Origin of the sequence: Rhizobium phaseoli (genome assembly GCF_003985125.1) — a bacterium.
GTDB classification, from domain to species: Bacteria; Pseudomonadota; Alphaproteobacteria; order Rhizobiales; family Rhizobiaceae; genus Rhizobium; species Rhizobium phaseoli.
In genome coordinates, this window is record NZ_ML133570.1 from 301,642 (window position 1) to 318,199 (window position 16,558).

The window sequence follows — 16,558 nt, forward strand, 5'->3', positions numbered from 1 at the left end:
GGAGAACATCATGGATACCCAGATGCTGATCGGTTCGCGCTTCGAAAAAGGCACGGAGACGGAAGAGCACATCCTGAACCCGAAGACCGGCGAGACGGTGATCGACCTTGCCGAAGCCTCGCTGTCCCAGATCGACGCCGCAGTCGACGCCGCGGAAAAGGCCTTTGCGGGCTGGTCGCAGACGACGCCTTCCGAGCGTTCCGGCTACCTGCTGAAGATCGCCGACGCCATCGAGAAGGACGCCGCGGGCTTCGCCGCGCTGGAAGCGCTGAACTGCGGCAAGCCGATAAATGCCGTGCTGAACGACGAGATTCCGGCGATCGTCGATTGTTATCGCTTCTTCGCCGGTGCTGTGCGCAATCTGCACGCACCGGCCGCCGGCGAATACCTGCCCGGCCACACGTCGATGATCCGCCGCGATCCGATCGGCATCGTCGGCTCGATCGCACCGTGGAACTATCCGCTGATGATGATGGCCTGGAAACTGGCGCCGGCGATCGCCGGCGGCAATACCGTCGTCTTCAAGCCCTCGGAACAGACGCCGCTGACAGCGCTGAAGATGGCGAAGCTGCTCTCCGAAATCCTGCCCGAAGGTGTCGTCAATATCATCCTCGGCCGCGGCGAAAGCGTCGGCAACGCGCTGATCAATCATCCCAAGATCAGCATGATTTCGATAACAGGCGATATCGCCACCGGCAAAAAGGTGCTGCAGGCCGCCGCCAAAACGGTCAAGCGCACCCATCTGGAACTCGGCGGCAAGGCCCCGGTCATCGTCTTTGACGATGCTGATATCGATGCCGTCGTCTCAGGCATCCGCACCTTCGGCTATTACAATGCGGGCCAGGACTGCACCGCCGCCTGCCGCGTCTATGCCGACGCCAGGGTCTACGACAATTTTGTTGCTGACCTCTCCTCGGCCGTCTCCAGCATCCGCTTCAATGAGGCCGACGACACCGTAAACGAGATCGGCCCGCTGATCTCCAGGCGCCAGCGCGACCGCGTCGAAAGCTTCGTTGCCCGCGCTTCAGAGCACAAGCATATGGAGATCACCACCGGCGGCAAGGTCTCCGGCGACAAGGGCTTCTTCTTTGCCCCGACCGTCATTGCCGGCGCCCTGCAGGACGATGAGATCGTCCGCCGCGAGGTCTTCGGCCCGGTCGTCTCGGTCACCCGCTTTTCCGATGCCGATGATGCCGTCGCCTGGGCAAACGACAGCGATTACGGCCTGGCCTCCTCCGTATGGACCAAGGATATCGGCCGCGGCATGAAGACGGCCGCCCGGCTGCAATATGGCTGCACCTGGATCAATACGCATTTCATGCTGGTCAACGAGATGCCGCATGGCGGCCTCAAACAGTCGGGCTACGGCAAGGACCTGTCGACCTATGCTCTGGAGGACTACACCGCCGTTCGCCACGTGATGATCAATCACGGCTGACGGCGTAAGGCAGATCGGGGAGGCTCGGGCGGTCTGGCCTCATCCGGCCGATCGCCTGCCGACGATGTGGAACAATTTCCCGGCTGACGCGTCTTCTCAGGCAAAAGCAAAGGATGACGCCATGCTGAAATGGGCTCTGATATTCTTCGTGATTTCGATCATCGCCGGCTTCTTCGGTTTTTCCGGTGTTTCCGCAGCCACGGCGACCATCGCCCGCGTGCTCTTCGGCATCGCGCTGGTGATCTTCCTGATCTTCCTCGTCCTTGCACTGATGGCTGGACAGGCAGTTCTGTAAGCGTTGGCGGCCGCCGACATTTGGCACCCCGCCGGCCTGAAGCCACGTCCCTCTATCCGGCCCATCGGGAGCAGCGGGCAGCATCCCGCCCGTTACAATATCGCCCTTAGCCAACGGGGCATATGCTCCGTCCGCGTGTTCAGCAGACAGTCGATCGATATCGATCCCGGCCCCGCAGCCGCCAGGACGAACATGCCGCCGGCAATCGCCAGATCCTTCTCGAAATGCAGGAGTTCGTTCTGGCTCGCCCAGTTGGTGTGGAAGAGAAAGGCGGTTGCCAGACAAAAGAGCGCCAGCGCCAAGGCGCCGAGGCGGCTGAGGAAACCGGTCGCAACGCAAAGGCCGGCGCCGATCTGAAGGACAATGGTGGCAAAGGCGATCGGCGCCGAAAGGCCGAGTTTTTCGAAGGCGTCCAGGGTCGCGGCGAGATCGGCCGCAAGCGACAAGCCCTCGTGCAGGAAGATGAGCGACAGCAGAAGCCTGCCCAGGAGGAGAATGAGATCGGCCGGCCGCAGCCGGCTTGAGGCGCTTTCCATCTTACCCTCCAGTCGAAGAGCGCCGATCGGCCAGCCGCTCTTTCCTCACCTCCCCGTCATGCTGTCGTGAGCCAGACGGTTCTCCGATCCTCGCCGCCGCTGTGGCAAGCGCATTATAGCAGGCTTGCGCCGACATTGATTGCCAGCGCCAGGATCGTCGTATTGAACAGGAAAGACAGCACGGCATGCAACAGCGTCAGCTTGCGCATGCTGGTCGACCCGACTGCGACATCTGCCGTCTGCGCCGCAACACCGATGGTGAAGGAGAAATAGAGGAAGTCCCAATAGCCGGGCTCTTCGATCCCGTCGGGAAACTTCAAGCCGATCGCTTCGTCCGTCCCGCCATAGAAATAATGGGCATAGTGAATGGTGAAGAGCGTGTGCAGAAAGACCCAGGAGATCAGGATCGTCAGCACGGCGCCGCCCGCCCGTGTGAGCGCCACGTCGGGTGTAGCGTCCTTGATCAAATGAAGCTCGAGGCCGATGCCGGCAATGCTCGCAAGGGCTGCGCCGATCGAAAGGGCCAAAAGAACCGTATCGGAAAAATCGAGGTCCGCGGCGCGTTGGCGGATGCTTTCGACCGTCGCCCGCAGCATCTTGCGCCAGCTGAGCACGATGAAGAAGCCGGCGCTCGCATTCCATCCGAACAAGATGTTGCGGGCGGTGACCTCACGCGAGGTTACCAGTAGAAATACCGCCAGCCCGCCCAAGAAAGCGATGATGAAGCTCGCATGTCTTCGGAAAAAAGTCACCAAAGGGATTGCCCGCTCGTCTTGCACGATCATCGTCTCCGACCGCATAGGCCGTTGATATCAGCATGAAAAAGGCGCGGGGGCCAGCCGGCCTCCGCGCCTCCAATTGTTTGCACAGCTCTATCAGGCGGCGGCGAGCTGCAGTTCCTTCTGCACCATGGTGCGCAGCGTCGTCAGGTCCTTGGCGAAGGCACGGATGCCTTCGGCGAGCTTTTCTGTCGCCATCGCGTCTTCGTTCATCATCCAGCGGAAGGTCTTCTCGTCGACCGAAACCTTGGCGTCGGGCTTGCGGCTCTCCGGCGAGAGCTTGCGCTCCAGCTTGCCTTCATCCTTGGCAAGCTCATCGAGCAGGGCCGGGCTGATGGTCAGCCGGTCGCAGCCGGCAAGGGCTTCGATTTCGCCGGCATTGCGGAAGGAGGCGCCCATGACGATCGTCTTGATGTCGTTCGCCTTGTAGTAGTTGTAGATATCACGGACGGAGATGACGCCCGGATCCTCCTCGGCGGTGTAATCCTTGCCGGTCGACTTCTTGTACCAGTCGAGAATGCGACCGACGAAGGGCGAGATCAGGAACACCTTGGCATCGGCGCAGGCGATCGCCTGGGCCTTGCTGAAGAGCAGCGTCAGGTTGCAGTCGATGCCTTCCTTCTGCAGCACTTCGGCGGCGCGGATGCCCTCCCAGGTGGAAGCGAGCTTGATGAGAATGCGGTCCCGTTCGATACCGCGATCCTTATAGGCGGCAATGATCGAGCGCGCCTTGGCAAGTGAAGCCTCGGTGTCGAAAGACAGGTCGGCATCGACCTCGGTCGAGACGCGGCCGGGGACGAGCTTCACCAGTGCAGCGCCGACGGAAATGGCAAGGCGATCGGCGACGGCGGAGGAGACGGCTTCAGGATTGCCGCCCTGCGTCTTGCCCCAGGCGACGGCTTCCTTGATGGCGTCGGCGAACATCGGCGTGCCGAGCGCCTTCAGTACGATGCTCGGGTTCGTCGTGCAATCGACCGGCTTCAGGCGAGCGACGGCCTCGATGTCGCCGGTATCGGCGACAACGGTAGTAATCTCGCGGAGTTGGTCAAGCTTGGATGTCATGGTCAATAGTCCTTGTTGAACTTGGGCTGTGACCGGCGCGAGTTCCGCCCGGCAAAGGTGATCTAGCGACAGGTTGTCTGCTTGCTGCAGGCGAAAATGCGCATGCCCGTCACGGATGATTCATAAACGTGAAGGACAGTGGCCATGTTCCCGCGGGCAAACCGCACGCCGAACGCAGGCGATGTCGCCTGCGGCTGGAAGGCCGGTCGTGACTTTCGGCATGCCCGCACTATGTCCTCCTCGGACGGACAGAACGATTTCGTGTCGCCCGGACTATCGCCATTCGCCCGAGGAAAAGTCAAGGACATTTGTGCATTTCAATTGACATAAGTGTCACGCCCGTCATTATTCCGGCAACAAACGCGCCGTGACAGCCGTTCATCCCAAAAGGGATTTAGGGCAGGAATTCGGCTGGAGGAGATGTGGTCAAGCTCAAACGCGGCACGCACACCGCCTATTCCGAGGCATCCTCGCTGCGGCTACGCGCCGCATGGCTCTATTACAACGAGGGCCTGACCCAGAAGGATGTCGCCGAACAGCTCGGCATCAGCCGCACCACCGTCATCCGCCTGCTCGACGAAGCGATGAAACGCAGCGAGGTGCAGATCTGGATCAACGATTCAATCGGCGACTGCGTCGAACTCGCGGTGAAGCTGGAGCGCGCCTACGGTCTCGACGAGGCGATCGTTGTGCCGTCACCGGTCCATGGCGATGTCGATTCGCTGGCAAAGAATGTCGGCCTTGCGCTTGGCCAGTTCCTTTCCGAAGCCATTCCGGATGACTATACGATCGGCGTCGGCTGGGGCCGCACCATGACCGCCTCGCTATCGAGCTTCCGGCCGCCGCGCCGGAGCAATTGCAAGGTCGTCTCGCTGCTCGGCGGCATCGTCGCCGTCCACCAGACGAACCCGATCGACTACACATGGCGGCTGGCAAATCAGCTCGGCGCCGAATGCTACATGTTCCTGGCGCCGCTTCTCGTCGATTCCATCGCGACCAAGCGCAATCTGATCGAAAAATGCGGGCTGGACACGATCTATCGTCTCGCCGAGAATCTCGATCTAGCGATCGTCAGCTGCGGCGATATCGGCCCGCACTCGACCTCGCTGTCGGAAGGCTGGATCTCGAAGGCCGAACTGCAGGAACTGATCGAAGCCGGCTGCGTCTGCGACACCATGTTCAACTTCCTCGACAAGGACGGCAACTCGGTCGACCACTCGATCAATCGTCGGGTGATGTCCGTCGATCTCGACACGCTGAAGGAGGCCAAGCACATCGTGCTCTCCTCCGGCGGCGCCCACAGAGCCATCGCCATCCGCGCCACGATCAAGCGCATCGGCTGCAACACGCTGATCACCGATGAGGGCGCCGCGCGGGCGCTGCTGGAACTGGCGGAGCGATAGGCGACGAACGACCCGCGCCCGCCCGGTCAGGCGTGCGCCGATTCCCAGCCGAGCATCGCCCGCTTGCGGGTGAGGCCCCAGTGGTAACCCGTCAGCGCGCCGTTCTTGCCGAGCGCCCGGTGGCAGGGCACCACAAAGGAGATCGGATTTGCGCCGACCGCCGCACCCACGGCGCGCTGCGCCGTCGGCCGCCCGATATCATTGGCGATATCGGAATAGGTGACAGCCTTGCCGAACGGGATTTTCAGCAGGCTCTCCCAGACGCGCACCTGAAAATCCGTTCCGATCAGCACAACGCGCAGCGGCTGATCGGAAGACCATTTGCCGGGCTCGAAGATACGGGCGGCGTAAGGAACCGTCGCCTGTAGATCCTCGATGTAACAGGCGTTCGGCCAGCGGCAGGTCATGTCCTCGAGGCAGGCCCGCTCGTCGCCGGAATCGCTGAAGGCAAGGCCGGCAAGGCCACGATCGGTCACCATGATCAGCGCCACGCCGAAGGGGCAGATGTGGAAGCCGTAGCGGATCGTGAGACCTCCGCCCCTGGCTTTCCATTCGCCCGGCGACATCGCCTCATGGGTGACGAAGAGATCATGCAGGCGGCTTGGCCCGGAGAGGCCGACCTCGATCGAGGTTTCCAGCAACGGCATGTCTTCCTTGCGCAGCAGCCGCTTGGCGTGATCGAGCGTCACCGCCTGCAGGAAACCCTTGGGCGAGAGGCCGGCCCAGCGGGTGAAGGTCTTCTGCAGCTGCGTCGGCGACTGATTGAGCCGCGTCGCGATCGCCTCCAGCGAAGGCTGATCGCGGTAATCCTCGGTGATGAGTTCGATCACCCGACGGACGATATCATAATCAGGGCCGTCAGGCGTGATGTCTGTCTGCAGGTTCGAAATCATATCCATCGTCTTTCTCCTTGTCACAAGGAGATAATCAATAGGCCTCGGCCAAACCACCCGATTCTTGCGGCACGCGCCTGATCCGTTCAGATGCGCTGCTTGACGGTCGCGAGCGCCCCCTTGAAGGCCTTGGCGAAGCTTTCGCGATCATCGGGGTTGAGGAAGGAGCCGATATCCGTGCGCCGGCCCTCGCCGAAAATATGCATGGAGAGAATGCCGATCTCCTGGTGCCGGCGGACGAGGAAGCGCGTCCAGAACGGATTGAAATGATGCTCCACCATCCGCCCGGATGGCGCGAATTTGCGCACCGATACGTCGGTGCGCGAGACGGTGATCTCCTCGCGCGCCCGTCCGGAGCGGTAGTTCAGCCAGAAGGCGCCGTAGAGCAGGGCGAAATCCAGCCCGAAGAAAAAGCCGATCGGCCAGGCGCCGGTGGCGATGAAGAACATCCCATAGACAAAGCAGACGGCGCCGCACAAAATGAGCAGCACCTTGAAGCCCCGGCGGCCGAGCGACCGATGGGGAAGCAGCTCGGCGGCGAAAACAGGCGGCTCGTTGAAGCTGTCGGCGTTGCTTTCCGTCATGACCGTTGAGTATAGATTCTCCATGGCGAATCCGAAACTCAAATCCGTGGGCAAACTATCGCAAAACTCGAATGTGATCGCCCGCCGCAAGCCGGCGGCGGCAGTGAAGACCGCCTATTCCCCGGCCGAGCGCGAGGAAATCTTCCGCCGTTTCTCGGTGCAGCGGCCGGAACCGAGGGGCGAGCTCGAACACACCAATCCTTTCACCCTCGTCGTCGCCGTCGCGCTCTCCGCCCAGGCCACCGATGCCGGGGTCAACAAGGCGACGCGGGCGCTTTTCAAGATTGCCGATACACCGCAGAAAATGCTCGATCTCGGCGAGGAGAAGGTCCGCGATTACATCAAGACGATCGGCCTCTATCGCAACAAGGCAAAGAACGTCATCGCGCTTTCCCAGATGCTGGTCGACGAATTCGCGGGCAGGGTACCGGAGACACGTGAGGAACTGGTCCGCCTGCCCGGCGTCGGACGCAAGACTGCCAATGTCGTGCTCTCCATGGCCTTCGGCCAGGCGACTATGGCGGTCGACACGCATATTTTCCGTATCGCCAACCGCATCCGGCTTGCTCCCGGCAAGACGCCTGATGAGGTCGAGGCGCGGCTGATGAAGGTGGTTCCGAAACACTACCTCTATCACGCCCATCACTGGCTGATCCTGCATGGCCGCTATACCTGCAAGGCGCGCCGTCCCGAATGCGAGCGCTGCGTCATCGCCGACATCTGCAAATCGCCGGAAAAAAGTTCGGATATTCCGGCGCCGCTCGTCGAGCTACCGCCGCAGCTGATCGGCGAGGCCGTCGACTAAGGCCGCGATCGCCTTCTCGTAATCCCGCCTGTCCCCACCCGCCTCGATCGCGATCGCCGCACGGTCGAAGGCTGCCGACAGCAGTGTCGTCAGCGGGCCGAGCAGTCCGCCTGCCTCGGGCAGAAGCGCTGCAAGCCCGTGCCGCAAACTCACCTCCGCATTCTCCGCATCCAGTGCCGCGACCGCCGGCCATCCGAGAACGGCTGGCGCCTCCATCAGCAGCAACCGCGTTCGCCCTGGCTGGGCCATTGCAGCGAAATAGGCCGAAGCGCCGGCGATCAGCGCCACGCGCGGCCCATCCCCCGGCGCTGAAGACGCCTCGATCGACTTGGCCACCGCTTGCGCCTCCGAGGCGATCACCGCCTGGAAAAGCGCCTTCTTGTCCTCGAAATGATGGTAAAGTGCACCGCGTGTCACGCCCGCCGCCGCAACGATTTCCGGGGTTGCCGTTTCGGCATAGCCCTTTTCGACGAAAAGGCGCCGTCCGGCGTCGACTAACGCCCGCCTCGTCTGTTCCGTTCTCTCGCGATTGCTGCGGCCCATAAGAGCCATTTACATACAAACGGCATGTATGTTAATAGGCAAAAAAACATACAGCCTGTATGTAAACTAGGGAGCGAGAGATGAAATCGACCAACTATTATCCGGTGATCATGACGGATGATGTTCCCGGCACCGCTGGCTTCTACAGCAGCCACTTCGGTTTTAGGGCTCTGTTCGAAACCGACTGGTACGTTCACCTGCAATCGGCCGAGACGGAGCACGTCGCGCTTGCCATCCTCGACAGCCGCCACGAGACCATTCCTGCCGTCGCCCGCGCCGGCGTTCGCGGCCTGCTGCTCAATTTCGAGGTCGAGGATGTCGATGCCATCTACGAAACCTGCCTGAAAGGTGGCCTGCCGATTCTCAGGGAGATCCGCAACGAGGATTTCGGCCAGCGGCATTTCATCACCGCCGATCCGAACGGCGTGCTGATCGACGTGATCAAGCCGATTCCCCCGAGTGCGGAATTCGCGGCGATGTACGACGCCTCGGCCCTGCCCGGCTGAGCCTCAGACGCGCGACCCGGTATCGCGCGCGGAAATCAGCTTGTGCAGATGCACCATCATGCCGGCGGCAAAGAGCGGTGTCAGCAGATTGACGATGGGGATCATCAGAAACAGCGCGATCACCAGCCCGCCGAGAAAGACGGTCGGCGCATGTTTGGCCCGGAAGAGTCGCGCGTCCTGCGGCGGACGGAAGCGCATGGCGGCGAACTCGAAGAATTCCCGTCCAAGGAGATAGCCGTTCACCAGAAAGAAGGCGATCAGATTGACCCCGGGGATAAACAGCAGCAGCAAGGCGACGATATTGCCGAGGATCACCACGCCGAGAAACTTGATCGAGCTTGCCATGGCAGGACCGAGCGGCATGGCGGCGCCGGGGGCGGCGCCGGGATAATCGCGCTTCTCGATGACATCGGCGACATCGTCGAGAAACAGACCGGCGATCATCGCCGTTACCGGCGACAATAGCAGCGCCAGCATGAGCGCAAGGCCGATACCGGCAATGATCGCGAAGATCAGCGCAAACCACCCCGCCCAGCCCGGCATATCGGGAAAGAAGCTTGTCAGCCAGGGAAAGAGGAAGGCCATGAAGGCCCCGCGCAATGCAAACCAGAGACCGACCAGCACCAGAATCGTCAGGCCGAGCACTTTCCAGAAGACCGATCGCGTTTCCGGCGCGAACAGGTTGGCGAGCGATAGTCGAGCGGCGTCAAGGATCATTTCTTCAGCGTCTCCAGTTGCGCAGAAGATGTAGGAAAGGGCAATGCCACCGGCAAGAGAGAATAAAATTGCAGGCTGTAATAGAAACTTGTCGCAATATAAGTGCTAATATAATATTATGGCCGATAGAATTAAACATGGGCCTGAGAAGCAGCTTCCGACAATAGTTGCAAAGACAAGGGATCGCGATAGCGCATCCACGGAACGCCTCTGAGGGAATACGGGGGAGGCTGATGTGGAAGATTTTGTGCACAAACTCAGGCAATACGTTAAAAGCGGCACGCCGGCCGAACGCCGTATCGCGAAATATTTCTCCGAACACCTGAATGACCTGCCGTTCGAGACGGCCGCGTCGGTTGCCGACCGGCTGGATCTGTCGCCCATGACCGTCGGGCGCTTCCTGCGCGCGCTCGGATACCAGGGCCTGGACAGCGTCAAAGTGGAGATCCGCGAGACCGTGACAACGTCGCCGGCGCAGTTGCAGAGCGCCATGAGTGAACTGCATGCGGATGCTGCGGAAGGCAAACCGCTCGCCGTGCTGGTCGCCGAACAGATCCAGGCGCTTCATCATATCTATCATCTGACGGCGCAACCGCACTGGTCCGAAGCTGTCAGCCTGATCAGCACCGCCCGCGAAGTGTCGATTGCCACCCACGCGCGGCTTGCAAGCCTCGCCCATCATTTCTGCCAGCGGTTGACGCAGGCCCGCGACGGCGTTCACACGCTCGACAGCGCCGACAACCGTTTTGCCGACCTCTTTGCCCGACCAGCGGTCGATGACGCGCTGCTCGTCATCATCGACTGTCGTCGCTTTGCCAAGGCGCGCCTGCTTGCCAGAACCGCGCGTCGCTACGGCTACAAGGTGGTCCTCATTTCACCGCAGCAGGCCGATTGGATGGCGGATCAGTCGAACGTCATGCTGCCGCTGCCGCCCGCCCGCGCCCCCGATCTCGATAATCTTCCGCCGCTGATCGCATTGCTCGATTGCCTGTCGGAGTCGGTCATCCTCGACGTCGGGGAAGAGGCAGCACTTCGCCGCCGCCGCATGCTGGAATTCGCAACCGTCCTCGGCGAGACGGCCAACCACTGAAACAGACTTAGATCCTTTCGGCGGCTAGAGCATGATGCCGAAAAGTGTGAGCGGTTTTCGGACGACATCATGCTCTAACTCTTCAATTTAGAACAGGATTCAGATTTAGGCCGACCCGGCCTAAAACCATGCGTCTAACGCATCGTTTCCAGCTCGGCGCGATGTCGGTACATCGCCAGAAGGCGGCGATAATCGCGGTCGTAGAGAGCCTGCTTCGCCCTGTTGGGCAGCCGTTCCTCGCCGCCCGGATACATCGCCTCACCGGCCGCCGCCAAATCCCGGTGCAAGCCGCAGGCGACCGATGCCGCGATCGCCGTGCCGAGCAGCACCGCCTCATTCATCTTCGGCACCACGAGCTTGCAGCCGGTGGCATCGCTATAAAGTTCCATCAGCACCGGGTTTTTCACATGCCCGCCGGCGATGTGCAGCGTATCCGGCACGTAACCATAGTCCTTCATCTTCTCCAGGATATGGCGAATGCCGAGCGCAATGGCCACCGCAGACCGCCAATAGAGTGCACAGAGTCCGTCGAAGGAGGTATCGAGCGTCAGCCCGCTGATGGCGCCGACCGCATGCGGATCGGCGCGCGGTGAACGATTGCCGTGAAAATCCGGCAGCACGAAGATGCGCTCGCCGAAAGCATCGCCTTCCTCGGCCCGCAATTCGGCAATGCGCGCGACGATCCTCTGATGCAGCGCCGCCGTCGGCTGGCCGCCGGCCGCATGCATGCGGACCATGTGGTCGAGCAGCGCTCCGGTCGCCGATTGCCCGGCCTCCACCAGCCAGGATTGCGGGAAGACCACTTCGTAATAAGGACCCCACATGCCGTGGCTCGGTTTGCGGTCTTGCGAAAAGGCGACGATGCAGCTCGACGTGCCGGCAATCAGCGCCAGCTGATGCTCGCGTTTCACAGGATCGGCGGCATAACCGCCGAGTGCGCCGAGCGCGCCGGCATAGGCGTCGATCATCCCGGCCGAGACGTGGCAATCGGTGGTCAGCCCAAGGGCTTCCGCCGCCTCCGGTGTCAGCCGGCCGACGCTGCCGCCGACCGGCGTCGTCTCATCGGGCAGGCGGCCGCGCGCCTGAAGATCTTCGAGACCGATGCGCTGCAGGAAATCCTGCTGCCAGCCTCTTTCCAGATGGGCGAGATAGTTCCATTTTGCCGTCAGCGTGCATCGCGAGCGAGCGAGCGATCCGGTTGATTTCCATGTCATGAAATCGGCGAGATCAAAGAAGTACCCGGCCTTTTCCCATGTGGCGGGCAGCTTCTTCTTCAGCCACATCAGCTTCGGCATTTCCATTTCCGGCGACATCACGTGGCCGGAATGCTCGAGCACCCCGTGCTCCGTCGCCGTGCAGAAATCGGCTTCCTTCAGCGCCCGATGGTCGAGCCAGACGATCGTATCGAAACGCTGCTCGCCGCCAGTGGAAACGCTGATCTGCCGACCCTCGCCGTCGCGCACGACAAGCGAACAGGTGGCATCGAAACCAATCGCGCCGACCGACGCGGCGGCAATAGCGGATTGCGCCATCGCCCCGCGCACCGCCGTGCAGGCGGCCGACCAGATGTCTTCCGAATCGTGCTCGGCGTGGTTTTCGCGCGGCCGGTTCATTGCGATCGGATGTTCGGCCTTGGCGAGCAGACGGCCGGCGGCATCGAAGACACCGGCGCGCGCGCTGCCGGTGCCGACATCGACCGCAACCACATGATCACGCATCAAATCTTGGTCCCGTCCAGCTTATGGTTGCGGACAAGGTGTATCAAATCCGGCATGGCGTCAAACACGACTTCCGGCGAAAGCCGGTCGAGTTCGGCACGGTATCCAGCGAAATTCGCATGTGATCCGCCGGTGAAGGCAAAGACCGTCATACCCGCCGCCTTGGCGGCGGCAATACCGGCCGGACTGTCCTCGACGACCACGCAGGATCCGGGTTCGACTTGCATCTGCCGGGCCGCATGCAGGAAGAGATCGGGCGCCGGTTTGCCGCGCTTGACCATCGTTGCGCTGAAGATGTCGGGCAATCTGCCCAGAAGGCCGGTAACGGAAAGCGACAGCCGGATTCGCTCCATCTGGCTGGACGAAGCGACGCAGCACGGAATGCCGAGCCGGTCGATCGTCGCGGCGATGCCGTCGATCGGCTTCAATTCGGTGCGGAAGCGAGCGTAGAGATCGGTGCGGATGCGCTCGAGGAATTCCTCGCTGGCATGAATGTTGAATTCGGTTTCCAACGTAGAGATGAGCGTCGACAGGCTGCGGCCGAGAAAGCGCTCATAGGCCTGATCTTCGCTGATCGAGACGCCGAGATCGTTCATCGCGCCGACGAGGACGCTGATCGAGATCGGTTCGCTGTCGACGAGCACACCGTCGCAATCGAAAATGACCAGCCGTGGTTCAGCATCAGCCATGAAAGACCCAACCTGAGTTCAATTCGCACGCACGTCCGCGCCGCCCGCAAGGACGGATGGATGGCGGCGCGAATGCCGCCATCCGGTCCTTACACCGCAAGCTTGCCGTCGAGATAGAGTTGCAGCGTTTCTCGCGTGCCTTTTTCCCACAGGGTTTTGAGCGCATGGGCGAAACGCTTGCGGAAGAGTTCGGATTTTGCCACCTCGCCGAATATATCGTCGAAGGCGAGGAAGGCGGCCGGATCGTCCTTTGCCTTCAGCGCCGCCGCATGCAGGCGCTCGGCGCTGGCATCGTTGAAGACGATAGCCTTGCCGCTGTCGGTCTTGCCGGCGAAATAACGGCACCACAGCGCCGAGACCAACGCCAGGCCGACAACGTCTCTGCCCTGGCGGAGGTTGTCGAGCGTCGACGGCAGGATGAATTTCGGCTGGCGGTTCGAACCGTCCTGGGCCAAACGCGGAATGGTGTCGGCAATCTTCGGATTGAGCAGGCGATGTTCGATCAGGGCGAAATAATCGCTGAGCGACGTGTTCGGCACCGGCGGCACGATCGGAATGATTTCGTCTTTCTCGAGCTTCGCCAGGAAGGCGCGAATCAACGGGTCTTCCATGGAGTCATGAACGAAATGAATATCCATCAGCGCCGCCGGATAGGCGATCGCCGCATGTCCGCCGTTGAGGATTCGGATCTTCATATGCTCATAAGGGGTGACATCGGGCACGAAGGTCACGCCGACCTTTTCCAGCGCCGGACGGCCGGCGGTGAACTTGTCCTCGAGCACCCACTGCTTGAATTCCTCGCAATAGACCGGCCAATTATCTTCGATGTCGAAATTGTCCCTGAGGAAATCGATCTCCCGCTGGCCGGTCGCCGGCGTGATGCGGTCGACCATCGCATTCGGGAAGGCGACATTCGTCCGGATCCAATCGGCAAAGGCGGGATCAGAAAGTGCCGCCGTGCCGACCACGGCATTGGCGGTGACGATGCCGTTATGGGGAATGTTGTCACAGGACATGACAGTGAAGGCACCAATGCCCTTTTCCCGACGCGCCTTCAGGCCGGCGACGATCAGGCCGAAGACCGTCTTCGGCGCATCGGGATTGTTTCCGTCGGCGGCGATATCAGGATGGGCAGGATTGAAGGTGCCCGATGCATCGATGAAGTAGCCGCCCTCGGTGATCGTCAGCGAGACGATACGGATCTCGGGATCGGCAAGCCTGGCGATGATCGCGGCGGCATCGCCGACCGGCAGGATGTCGATCATCGGCGCAGTGACGCGCGCCGCGGTCCTGTTGTTGTCCTGCTCGACCACGGTTGTCAGGAAGTCCTGGCCCGCGAGCTTCTCACGCATGGCGGCATCGGACGGCAGAACACCGGCGCCGACAATCGCCCAGTCGTGATCCGTGCCTGCGTTGAAGAGATCGTCGAGATAAATCGCCTGGTGGGCGCGGTGGAAATTGCCGACGCCGAAGTGCACGATGCCGGCTTTCAGCGACGCCCTGTCATATCCCGGGATGGCGGCAGTGCGCGCCGCGTCCGGAAGCGTTGCCAGCGATAGTTTGCACGTCATGTTCCAGTCCTCTTGAAGGTCTTGCCCAAACGGCCGGGCGCCATCGCCCGGCTCGCATGCCTGCCCCCAGCCGGCCGCCTGCCTCAGATGGCAAGGCCGCCCTCGTTGAATTTGTGAATGCGCGAACGGTCCGGCGTCAGGTAGACGGTATCGCCCGCCTTGGCGGCAAAATCGCCGCTGCCGCGCGCCGTCACCATGCCAATGCCCTCGATATCGATATGCAGGAAGGTATCGGAGCCGAGATGCTCGGCGACCACGACCCTGCCCTTCCAGTCGCCGCTCTCCATCGACAGCAGGATATGTTCTGGGCGGATGCCGATCGTATGCGCGCCGAGCTCGGCCGCGTTCTGGCCCTTGATGAAATTCATCTTCGGCGAACCGATGAAGCCGGCGACGAAAAGGTTGCGCGGGCGGCTGTAAAGCTCGAGCGGCGAGCCGACCTGCTCGATATTGCCCCGGTTCAAGACGACGATCTTGTCGGCCATGGTCATGGCCTCGACCTGGTCGTGGGTGACGTAGATCATCGTCGTCTTCAGCTGCTGGTGCAGTTCGCTGATTTCAAGGCGCATATTGACGCGCAATGCGGCATCGAGGTTCGACAGCGGCTCGTCGAACAGGAAGGCCGAAGGCTGGCGCACGATGGCGCGGCCGATGGCGACGCGCTGGCGCTGACCGCCGGAAAGCTGGCGCGGCTTGCGCTCCAGATAGTCGGTCAGGTTCAGCACGCGGGCGGCATCCGCCACCTTGCGGTCGATCTCAGCCTTATCGACGCCCGCCATCTTCAGCGGGAAGGCGATGTTGTTGCGCACGCTCATATGCGGATAGAGCGCGTAGGACTGGAACACCATGGCAAGGCCGCGTTCCGACGGCGCTTTTTCGGTGGCGTCCCTGCCGTCGATGACGATCTTGCCGCCGGAGACATCCTCGAGACCGGCGATCAATCTCAGCAGCGTGGACTTGCCGCAGCCCGACGGGCCGACGAAGACGACGAATTCGCCGTCCCTGATGTCGAGATCAATCGAAGGGATGACCTTGGCTTCGCCGAAGACCTTGGAAACCTTCTGAAGGGTAATGCTGCCCATGTTTGTCTCCCTTTTCTTATTTCACTGCGCCGAAGGTCAGGCCGCGGACGAGTTGTTTCTGGCTGAACCAGCCGAGGATCAGGATCGGCGCGATCGCCATGGTCGATGCCGCCGAGAGCTTGGCGTAGAACAGACCTTCCGGGCTGGAATAGGAGGCGATGAAGGCGGTCAGCGGCGCCGCCTTGGAGGCGGTGAGGTTGAGCGTCCAGAACGCCTCGTTCCAGGCAAGGATGATGTTCAGAAGCAGTGTCGAGGCGATGCCGGGCACCGCCATCGGCGTCAGCACGTAGACGATCTCCTTGATCAGCGACGCCCCGTCCATGCGGGCCGCCTCGAGGATCTCGCCGGGGATTTCCTTGAAATAGGTGTAGAGCATCCAGACGATGATCGGCAGATTGATCAGCGTCAGCACGATCACCAGCCCGATACGTGTGTCGAGCAGGCCCGAATTGCGGAACATCAGATAGATCGGAATCAGCGCGCCGACCGGTGGCATCATCTTGGTTGAGAGCATCCACATCAAGACGTCCTTGGTCCGCTTGGTCGGCGAAAACGCCATCGCCCAGGCGGCCGGGATCGCGATGATCAGGCCGATCAGCGTCGAGCCGAAGGATATGATCACCGAGTTCATGAAGTGGCTGAGATAGTTCGACCGGCTCTGCACCTCCGCGTAGTTCTCCGTCGTCCAGTGGAAGAACAGGAACTGCGGCGGCGAAGCGATGGCGTCGGCTTCCGACTTGAAGCTCGTCAGGAAGGTCCAGAGGATCGGGAAGAAGATCAGGATACCGAGCGTCCAGGCAATCGCGGTGACGATGACCTTGTGCTGCGTTGTGACTTTTCTGGCCAT

18 protein-coding genes are annotated in these 16,558 nt (G+C 61.6%); 6 read left to right on the forward strand and 12 right to left on the reverse strand.

What is annotated here, in order from left to right; genetic code table 11:
- The first annotated feature begins 10 nt into the window (after positions 1-10).
- Together EFD56_RS13245 and EFD56_RS13250 are read left to right on the forward strand one after the other, a co-directional pair.
- Positions 11-1,438, forward strand: coding sequence for a gamma-aminobutyraldehyde dehydrogenase (locus EFD56_RS13245; RefSeq protein ID WP_126905484.1), 1,428 nt, complete (start codon positions 11-13; stop codon positions 1,436-1,438).
- 121 nt (positions 1,439-1,559) lie between these two features.
- Complete coding sequence (locus tag EFD56_RS13250) at positions 1,560-1,733, forward strand: DUF1328 domain-containing protein (RefSeq protein WP_004678026.1); 174 nt, start codon at positions 1,560-1,562, stop codon at positions 1,731-1,733.
- A 92-nt stretch (positions 1,734-1,825) separates the two neighbouring features.
- Here the strand turns inward: EFD56_RS13250 and EFD56_RS13255 are convergent, their stop codons facing one another.
- From EFD56_RS13255 to tal, 3 genes are all read right to left on the reverse strand, one after another.
- On the reverse strand, positions 1,826-2,269 hold the full coding sequence (locus EFD56_RS13255; RefSeq protein WP_126905485.1) for a DoxX family protein: 444 nt from the start codon (positions 2,267-2,269) through the stop codon (positions 1,826-1,828).
- 113 nt (positions 2,270-2,382) lie between these two features.
- Positions 2,383-3,051 carry a DUF1345 domain-containing protein gene (locus EFD56_RS13260; RefSeq protein ID WP_164736827.1) on the reverse strand — a complete coding sequence of 223 codons (669 nt, stop codon included), beginning with the start codon at positions 3,049-3,051 and terminating at the stop codon, positions 2,383-2,385.
- A gap of 93 nt (positions 3,052-3,144) precedes the next feature.
- Positions 3,145-4,110, reverse strand: a complete 966-nt coding sequence (tal, locus tag EFD56_RS13265; protein ID WP_004668751.1) for a transaldolase — start codon at positions 4,108-4,110, stop codon at positions 3,145-3,147.
- Positions 4,111-4,532: 422 nt separating this feature from the next.
- On the opposite strand from tal, the gene EFD56_RS13270 reads away from it, so the two are divergent.
- The gene (locus EFD56_RS13270; RefSeq protein WP_037141442.1) at positions 4,533-5,513 is read left to right on the forward strand and encodes a sugar-binding transcriptional regulator; all 981 of its coding nucleotides are present in this window, start codon (positions 4,533-4,535) and stop codon (positions 5,511-5,513) included.
- 26 nt (positions 5,514-5,539) lie between these two features.
- Here EFD56_RS13270 and EFD56_RS13275 read toward each other — a convergent pair whose 3' ends face one another.
- Positions 5,540-6,412 (reverse strand): methylated-DNA--[protein]-cysteine S-methyltransferase, encoded by an 873-nt coding sequence (locus tag EFD56_RS13275; RefSeq protein ID WP_126905487.1) that lies wholly within the window; start codon positions 6,410-6,412, stop codon positions 5,540-5,542.
- Positions 6,413-6,492: 80 nt separating this feature from the next.
- Positions 6,493-6,990: a DUF2244 domain-containing protein gene (locus EFD56_RS13280; protein WP_126905517.1), complete on the reverse strand. Its 498-nt coding sequence runs from the start codon at positions 6,988-6,990 to the stop codon at positions 6,493-6,495.
- A gap of 22 nt (positions 6,991-7,012) precedes the next feature.
- On the opposite strand from EFD56_RS13280, the gene nth reads away from it, so the two are divergent.
- Complete coding sequence (gene nth, locus EFD56_RS13285; protein WP_041683779.1) at positions 7,013-7,795, forward strand: endonuclease III; 783 nt, start codon at positions 7,013-7,015, stop codon at positions 7,793-7,795.
- Here nth and EFD56_RS13290 read toward each other — a convergent pair.
- Positions 7,760-8,338 (reverse strand): TetR/AcrR family transcriptional regulator, encoded by a 579-nt coding sequence (locus tag EFD56_RS13290; RefSeq protein ID WP_183818699.1) that lies wholly within the window; start codon positions 8,336-8,338, stop codon positions 7,760-7,762. The two genes, nth and EFD56_RS13290, sit on opposite strands and share 36 nt — an antisense overlap.
- Before the next feature lie 80 nt (positions 8,339-8,418).
- Between EFD56_RS13290 and EFD56_RS13295 the strand changes: the two genes are divergently transcribed.
- Positions 8,419-8,844, forward strand: a complete 426-nt coding sequence (locus EFD56_RS13295; RefSeq protein ID WP_126905489.1) for a VOC family protein — start codon at positions 8,419-8,421, stop codon at positions 8,842-8,844.
- Positions 8,845-8,847: 3 nt separating this feature from the next.
- On the opposite strand, the gene EFD56_RS13300 is transcribed toward EFD56_RS13295, so the two are convergent.
- A complete protein-coding gene (locus tag EFD56_RS13300) occupies positions 8,848-9,561 on the reverse strand; it encodes a sulfate transporter family protein (protein WP_126905490.1) in 714 nt (237 codons plus the stop codon).
- Positions 9,562-9,796: 235 nt separating this feature from the next.
- On the opposite strand from EFD56_RS13300, the gene EFD56_RS13305 reads away from it, so the two are divergent.
- On the forward strand, positions 9,797-10,651 hold the full coding sequence (locus tag EFD56_RS13305) for a MurR/RpiR family transcriptional regulator (protein ID WP_012485297.1): 855 nt from the start codon (positions 9,797-9,799) through the stop codon (positions 10,649-10,651).
- Positions 10,652-10,785: 134 nt separating this feature from the next.
- On the opposite strand, the gene EFD56_RS13310 is transcribed toward EFD56_RS13305, so the two are convergent.
- The 5 genes from EFD56_RS13310 to EFD56_RS13330 all read right to left on the reverse strand — a co-directional run bounded on the left by EFD56_RS13310 (position 10,786) and on the right by EFD56_RS13330 (position 16,558).
- Complete coding sequence (locus EFD56_RS13310; RefSeq protein ID WP_126905491.1) at positions 10,786-12,369, reverse strand: FGGY-family carbohydrate kinase; 1,584 nt, start codon at positions 12,367-12,369, stop codon at positions 10,786-10,788.
- Positions 12,369-13,058, reverse strand: a complete 690-nt coding sequence (locus EFD56_RS13315) for an HAD family hydrolase (RefSeq protein WP_012485299.1) — start codon at positions 13,056-13,058, stop codon at positions 12,369-12,371. Before EFD56_RS13315 ends, EFD56_RS13310 begins: the two co-directional genes overlap by 1 nt.
- 89 nt (positions 13,059-13,147) lie before the next feature.
- Positions 13,148-14,629 (reverse strand): mannitol dehydrogenase family protein, encoded by a 1,482-nt coding sequence (locus tag EFD56_RS13320; RefSeq protein ID WP_126905492.1) that lies wholly within the window; start codon positions 14,627-14,629, stop codon positions 13,148-13,150.
- An 83-nt stretch (positions 14,630-14,712) separates the two neighbouring features.
- A complete protein-coding gene (locus tag EFD56_RS13325) occupies positions 14,713-15,711 on the reverse strand; it encodes an ABC transporter ATP-binding protein (RefSeq protein ID WP_004668737.1) in 999 nt (332 codons plus the stop codon).
- A 16-nt stretch (positions 15,712-15,727) separates the two neighbouring features.
- Positions 15,728-16,558 carry a carbohydrate ABC transporter permease gene (locus EFD56_RS13330; RefSeq protein WP_126905493.1) on the reverse strand — a complete coding sequence of 277 codons (831 nt, stop codon included), beginning with the start codon at positions 16,556-16,558 and terminating at the stop codon, positions 15,728-15,730.

Excerpts from the sequence above, each read along its gene's own strand:
- EFD56_RS13245 (WP_126905484.1), top strand. The coding sequence starts at position 11 with ATGGATACCCAGATGCTGATCGGTTCGCGCTTCGAAAAAGGCACGGAG.
- EFD56_RS13250 (WP_004678026.1), top strand. The coding sequence starts at position 1,560 with ATGCTGAAATGGGCTCTGATATTCTTCGTGATTTCGATCATCGCCGGC.
- EFD56_RS13255 (WP_126905485.1), bottom strand. The coding sequence starts at position 2,269 with ATGGAAAGCGCCTCAAGCCGGCTGCGGCCGGCCGATCTCATTCTCCTC.
- tal (WP_004668751.1), bottom strand. The coding sequence starts at position 4,110 with ATGACATCCAAGCTTGACCAACTCCGCGAGATTACTACCGTTGTCGCC.
- EFD56_RS13275 (WP_126905487.1), bottom strand. The coding sequence starts at position 6,412 with ATGGATATGATTTCGAACCTGCAGACAGACATCACGCCTGACGGCCCT.
- EFD56_RS13280 (WP_126905517.1), bottom strand. The coding sequence starts at position 6,990 with ATGACGGAAAGCAACGCCGACAGCTTCAACGAGCCGCCTGTTTTCGCC.
- nth (WP_041683779.1), top strand. The coding sequence starts at position 7,013 with ATGGCGAATCCGAAACTCAAATCCGTGGGCAAACTATCGCAAAACTCG.
- EFD56_RS13290 (WP_183818699.1), bottom strand. The coding sequence starts at position 8,338 with ATGGGCCGCAGCAATCGCGAGAGAACGGAACAGACGAGGCGGGCGTTA.
- EFD56_RS13295 (WP_126905489.1), top strand. The coding sequence starts at position 8,419 with ATGAAATCGACCAACTATTATCCGGTGATCATGACGGATGATGTTCCC.
- EFD56_RS13300 (WP_126905490.1), bottom strand. The coding sequence starts at position 9,561 with ATGATCCTTGACGCCGCTCGACTATCGCTCGCCAACCTGTTCGCGCCG.
- EFD56_RS13310 (WP_126905491.1), bottom strand. The coding sequence starts at position 12,369 with ATGCGTGATCATGTGGTTGCGGTCGATGTCGGCACCGGCAGCGCGCGC.
- EFD56_RS13315 (WP_012485299.1), bottom strand. The coding sequence starts at position 13,058 with ATGGCTGATGCTGAACCACGGCTGGTCATTTTCGATTGCGACGGTGTG.
- EFD56_RS13320 (WP_126905492.1), bottom strand. The coding sequence starts at position 14,629 with ATGACGTGCAAACTATCGCTGGCAACGCTTCCGGACGCGGCGCGCACT.
- EFD56_RS13325 (WP_004668737.1), bottom strand. The coding sequence starts at position 15,711 with ATGGGCAGCATTACCCTTCAGAAGGTTTCCAAGGTCTTCGGCGAAGCC.
- EFD56_RS13330 (WP_126905493.1), bottom strand. The coding sequence starts at position 16,558 with ATGGCCAGAAAAGTCACAACGCAGCACAAGGTCATCGTCACCGCGATT.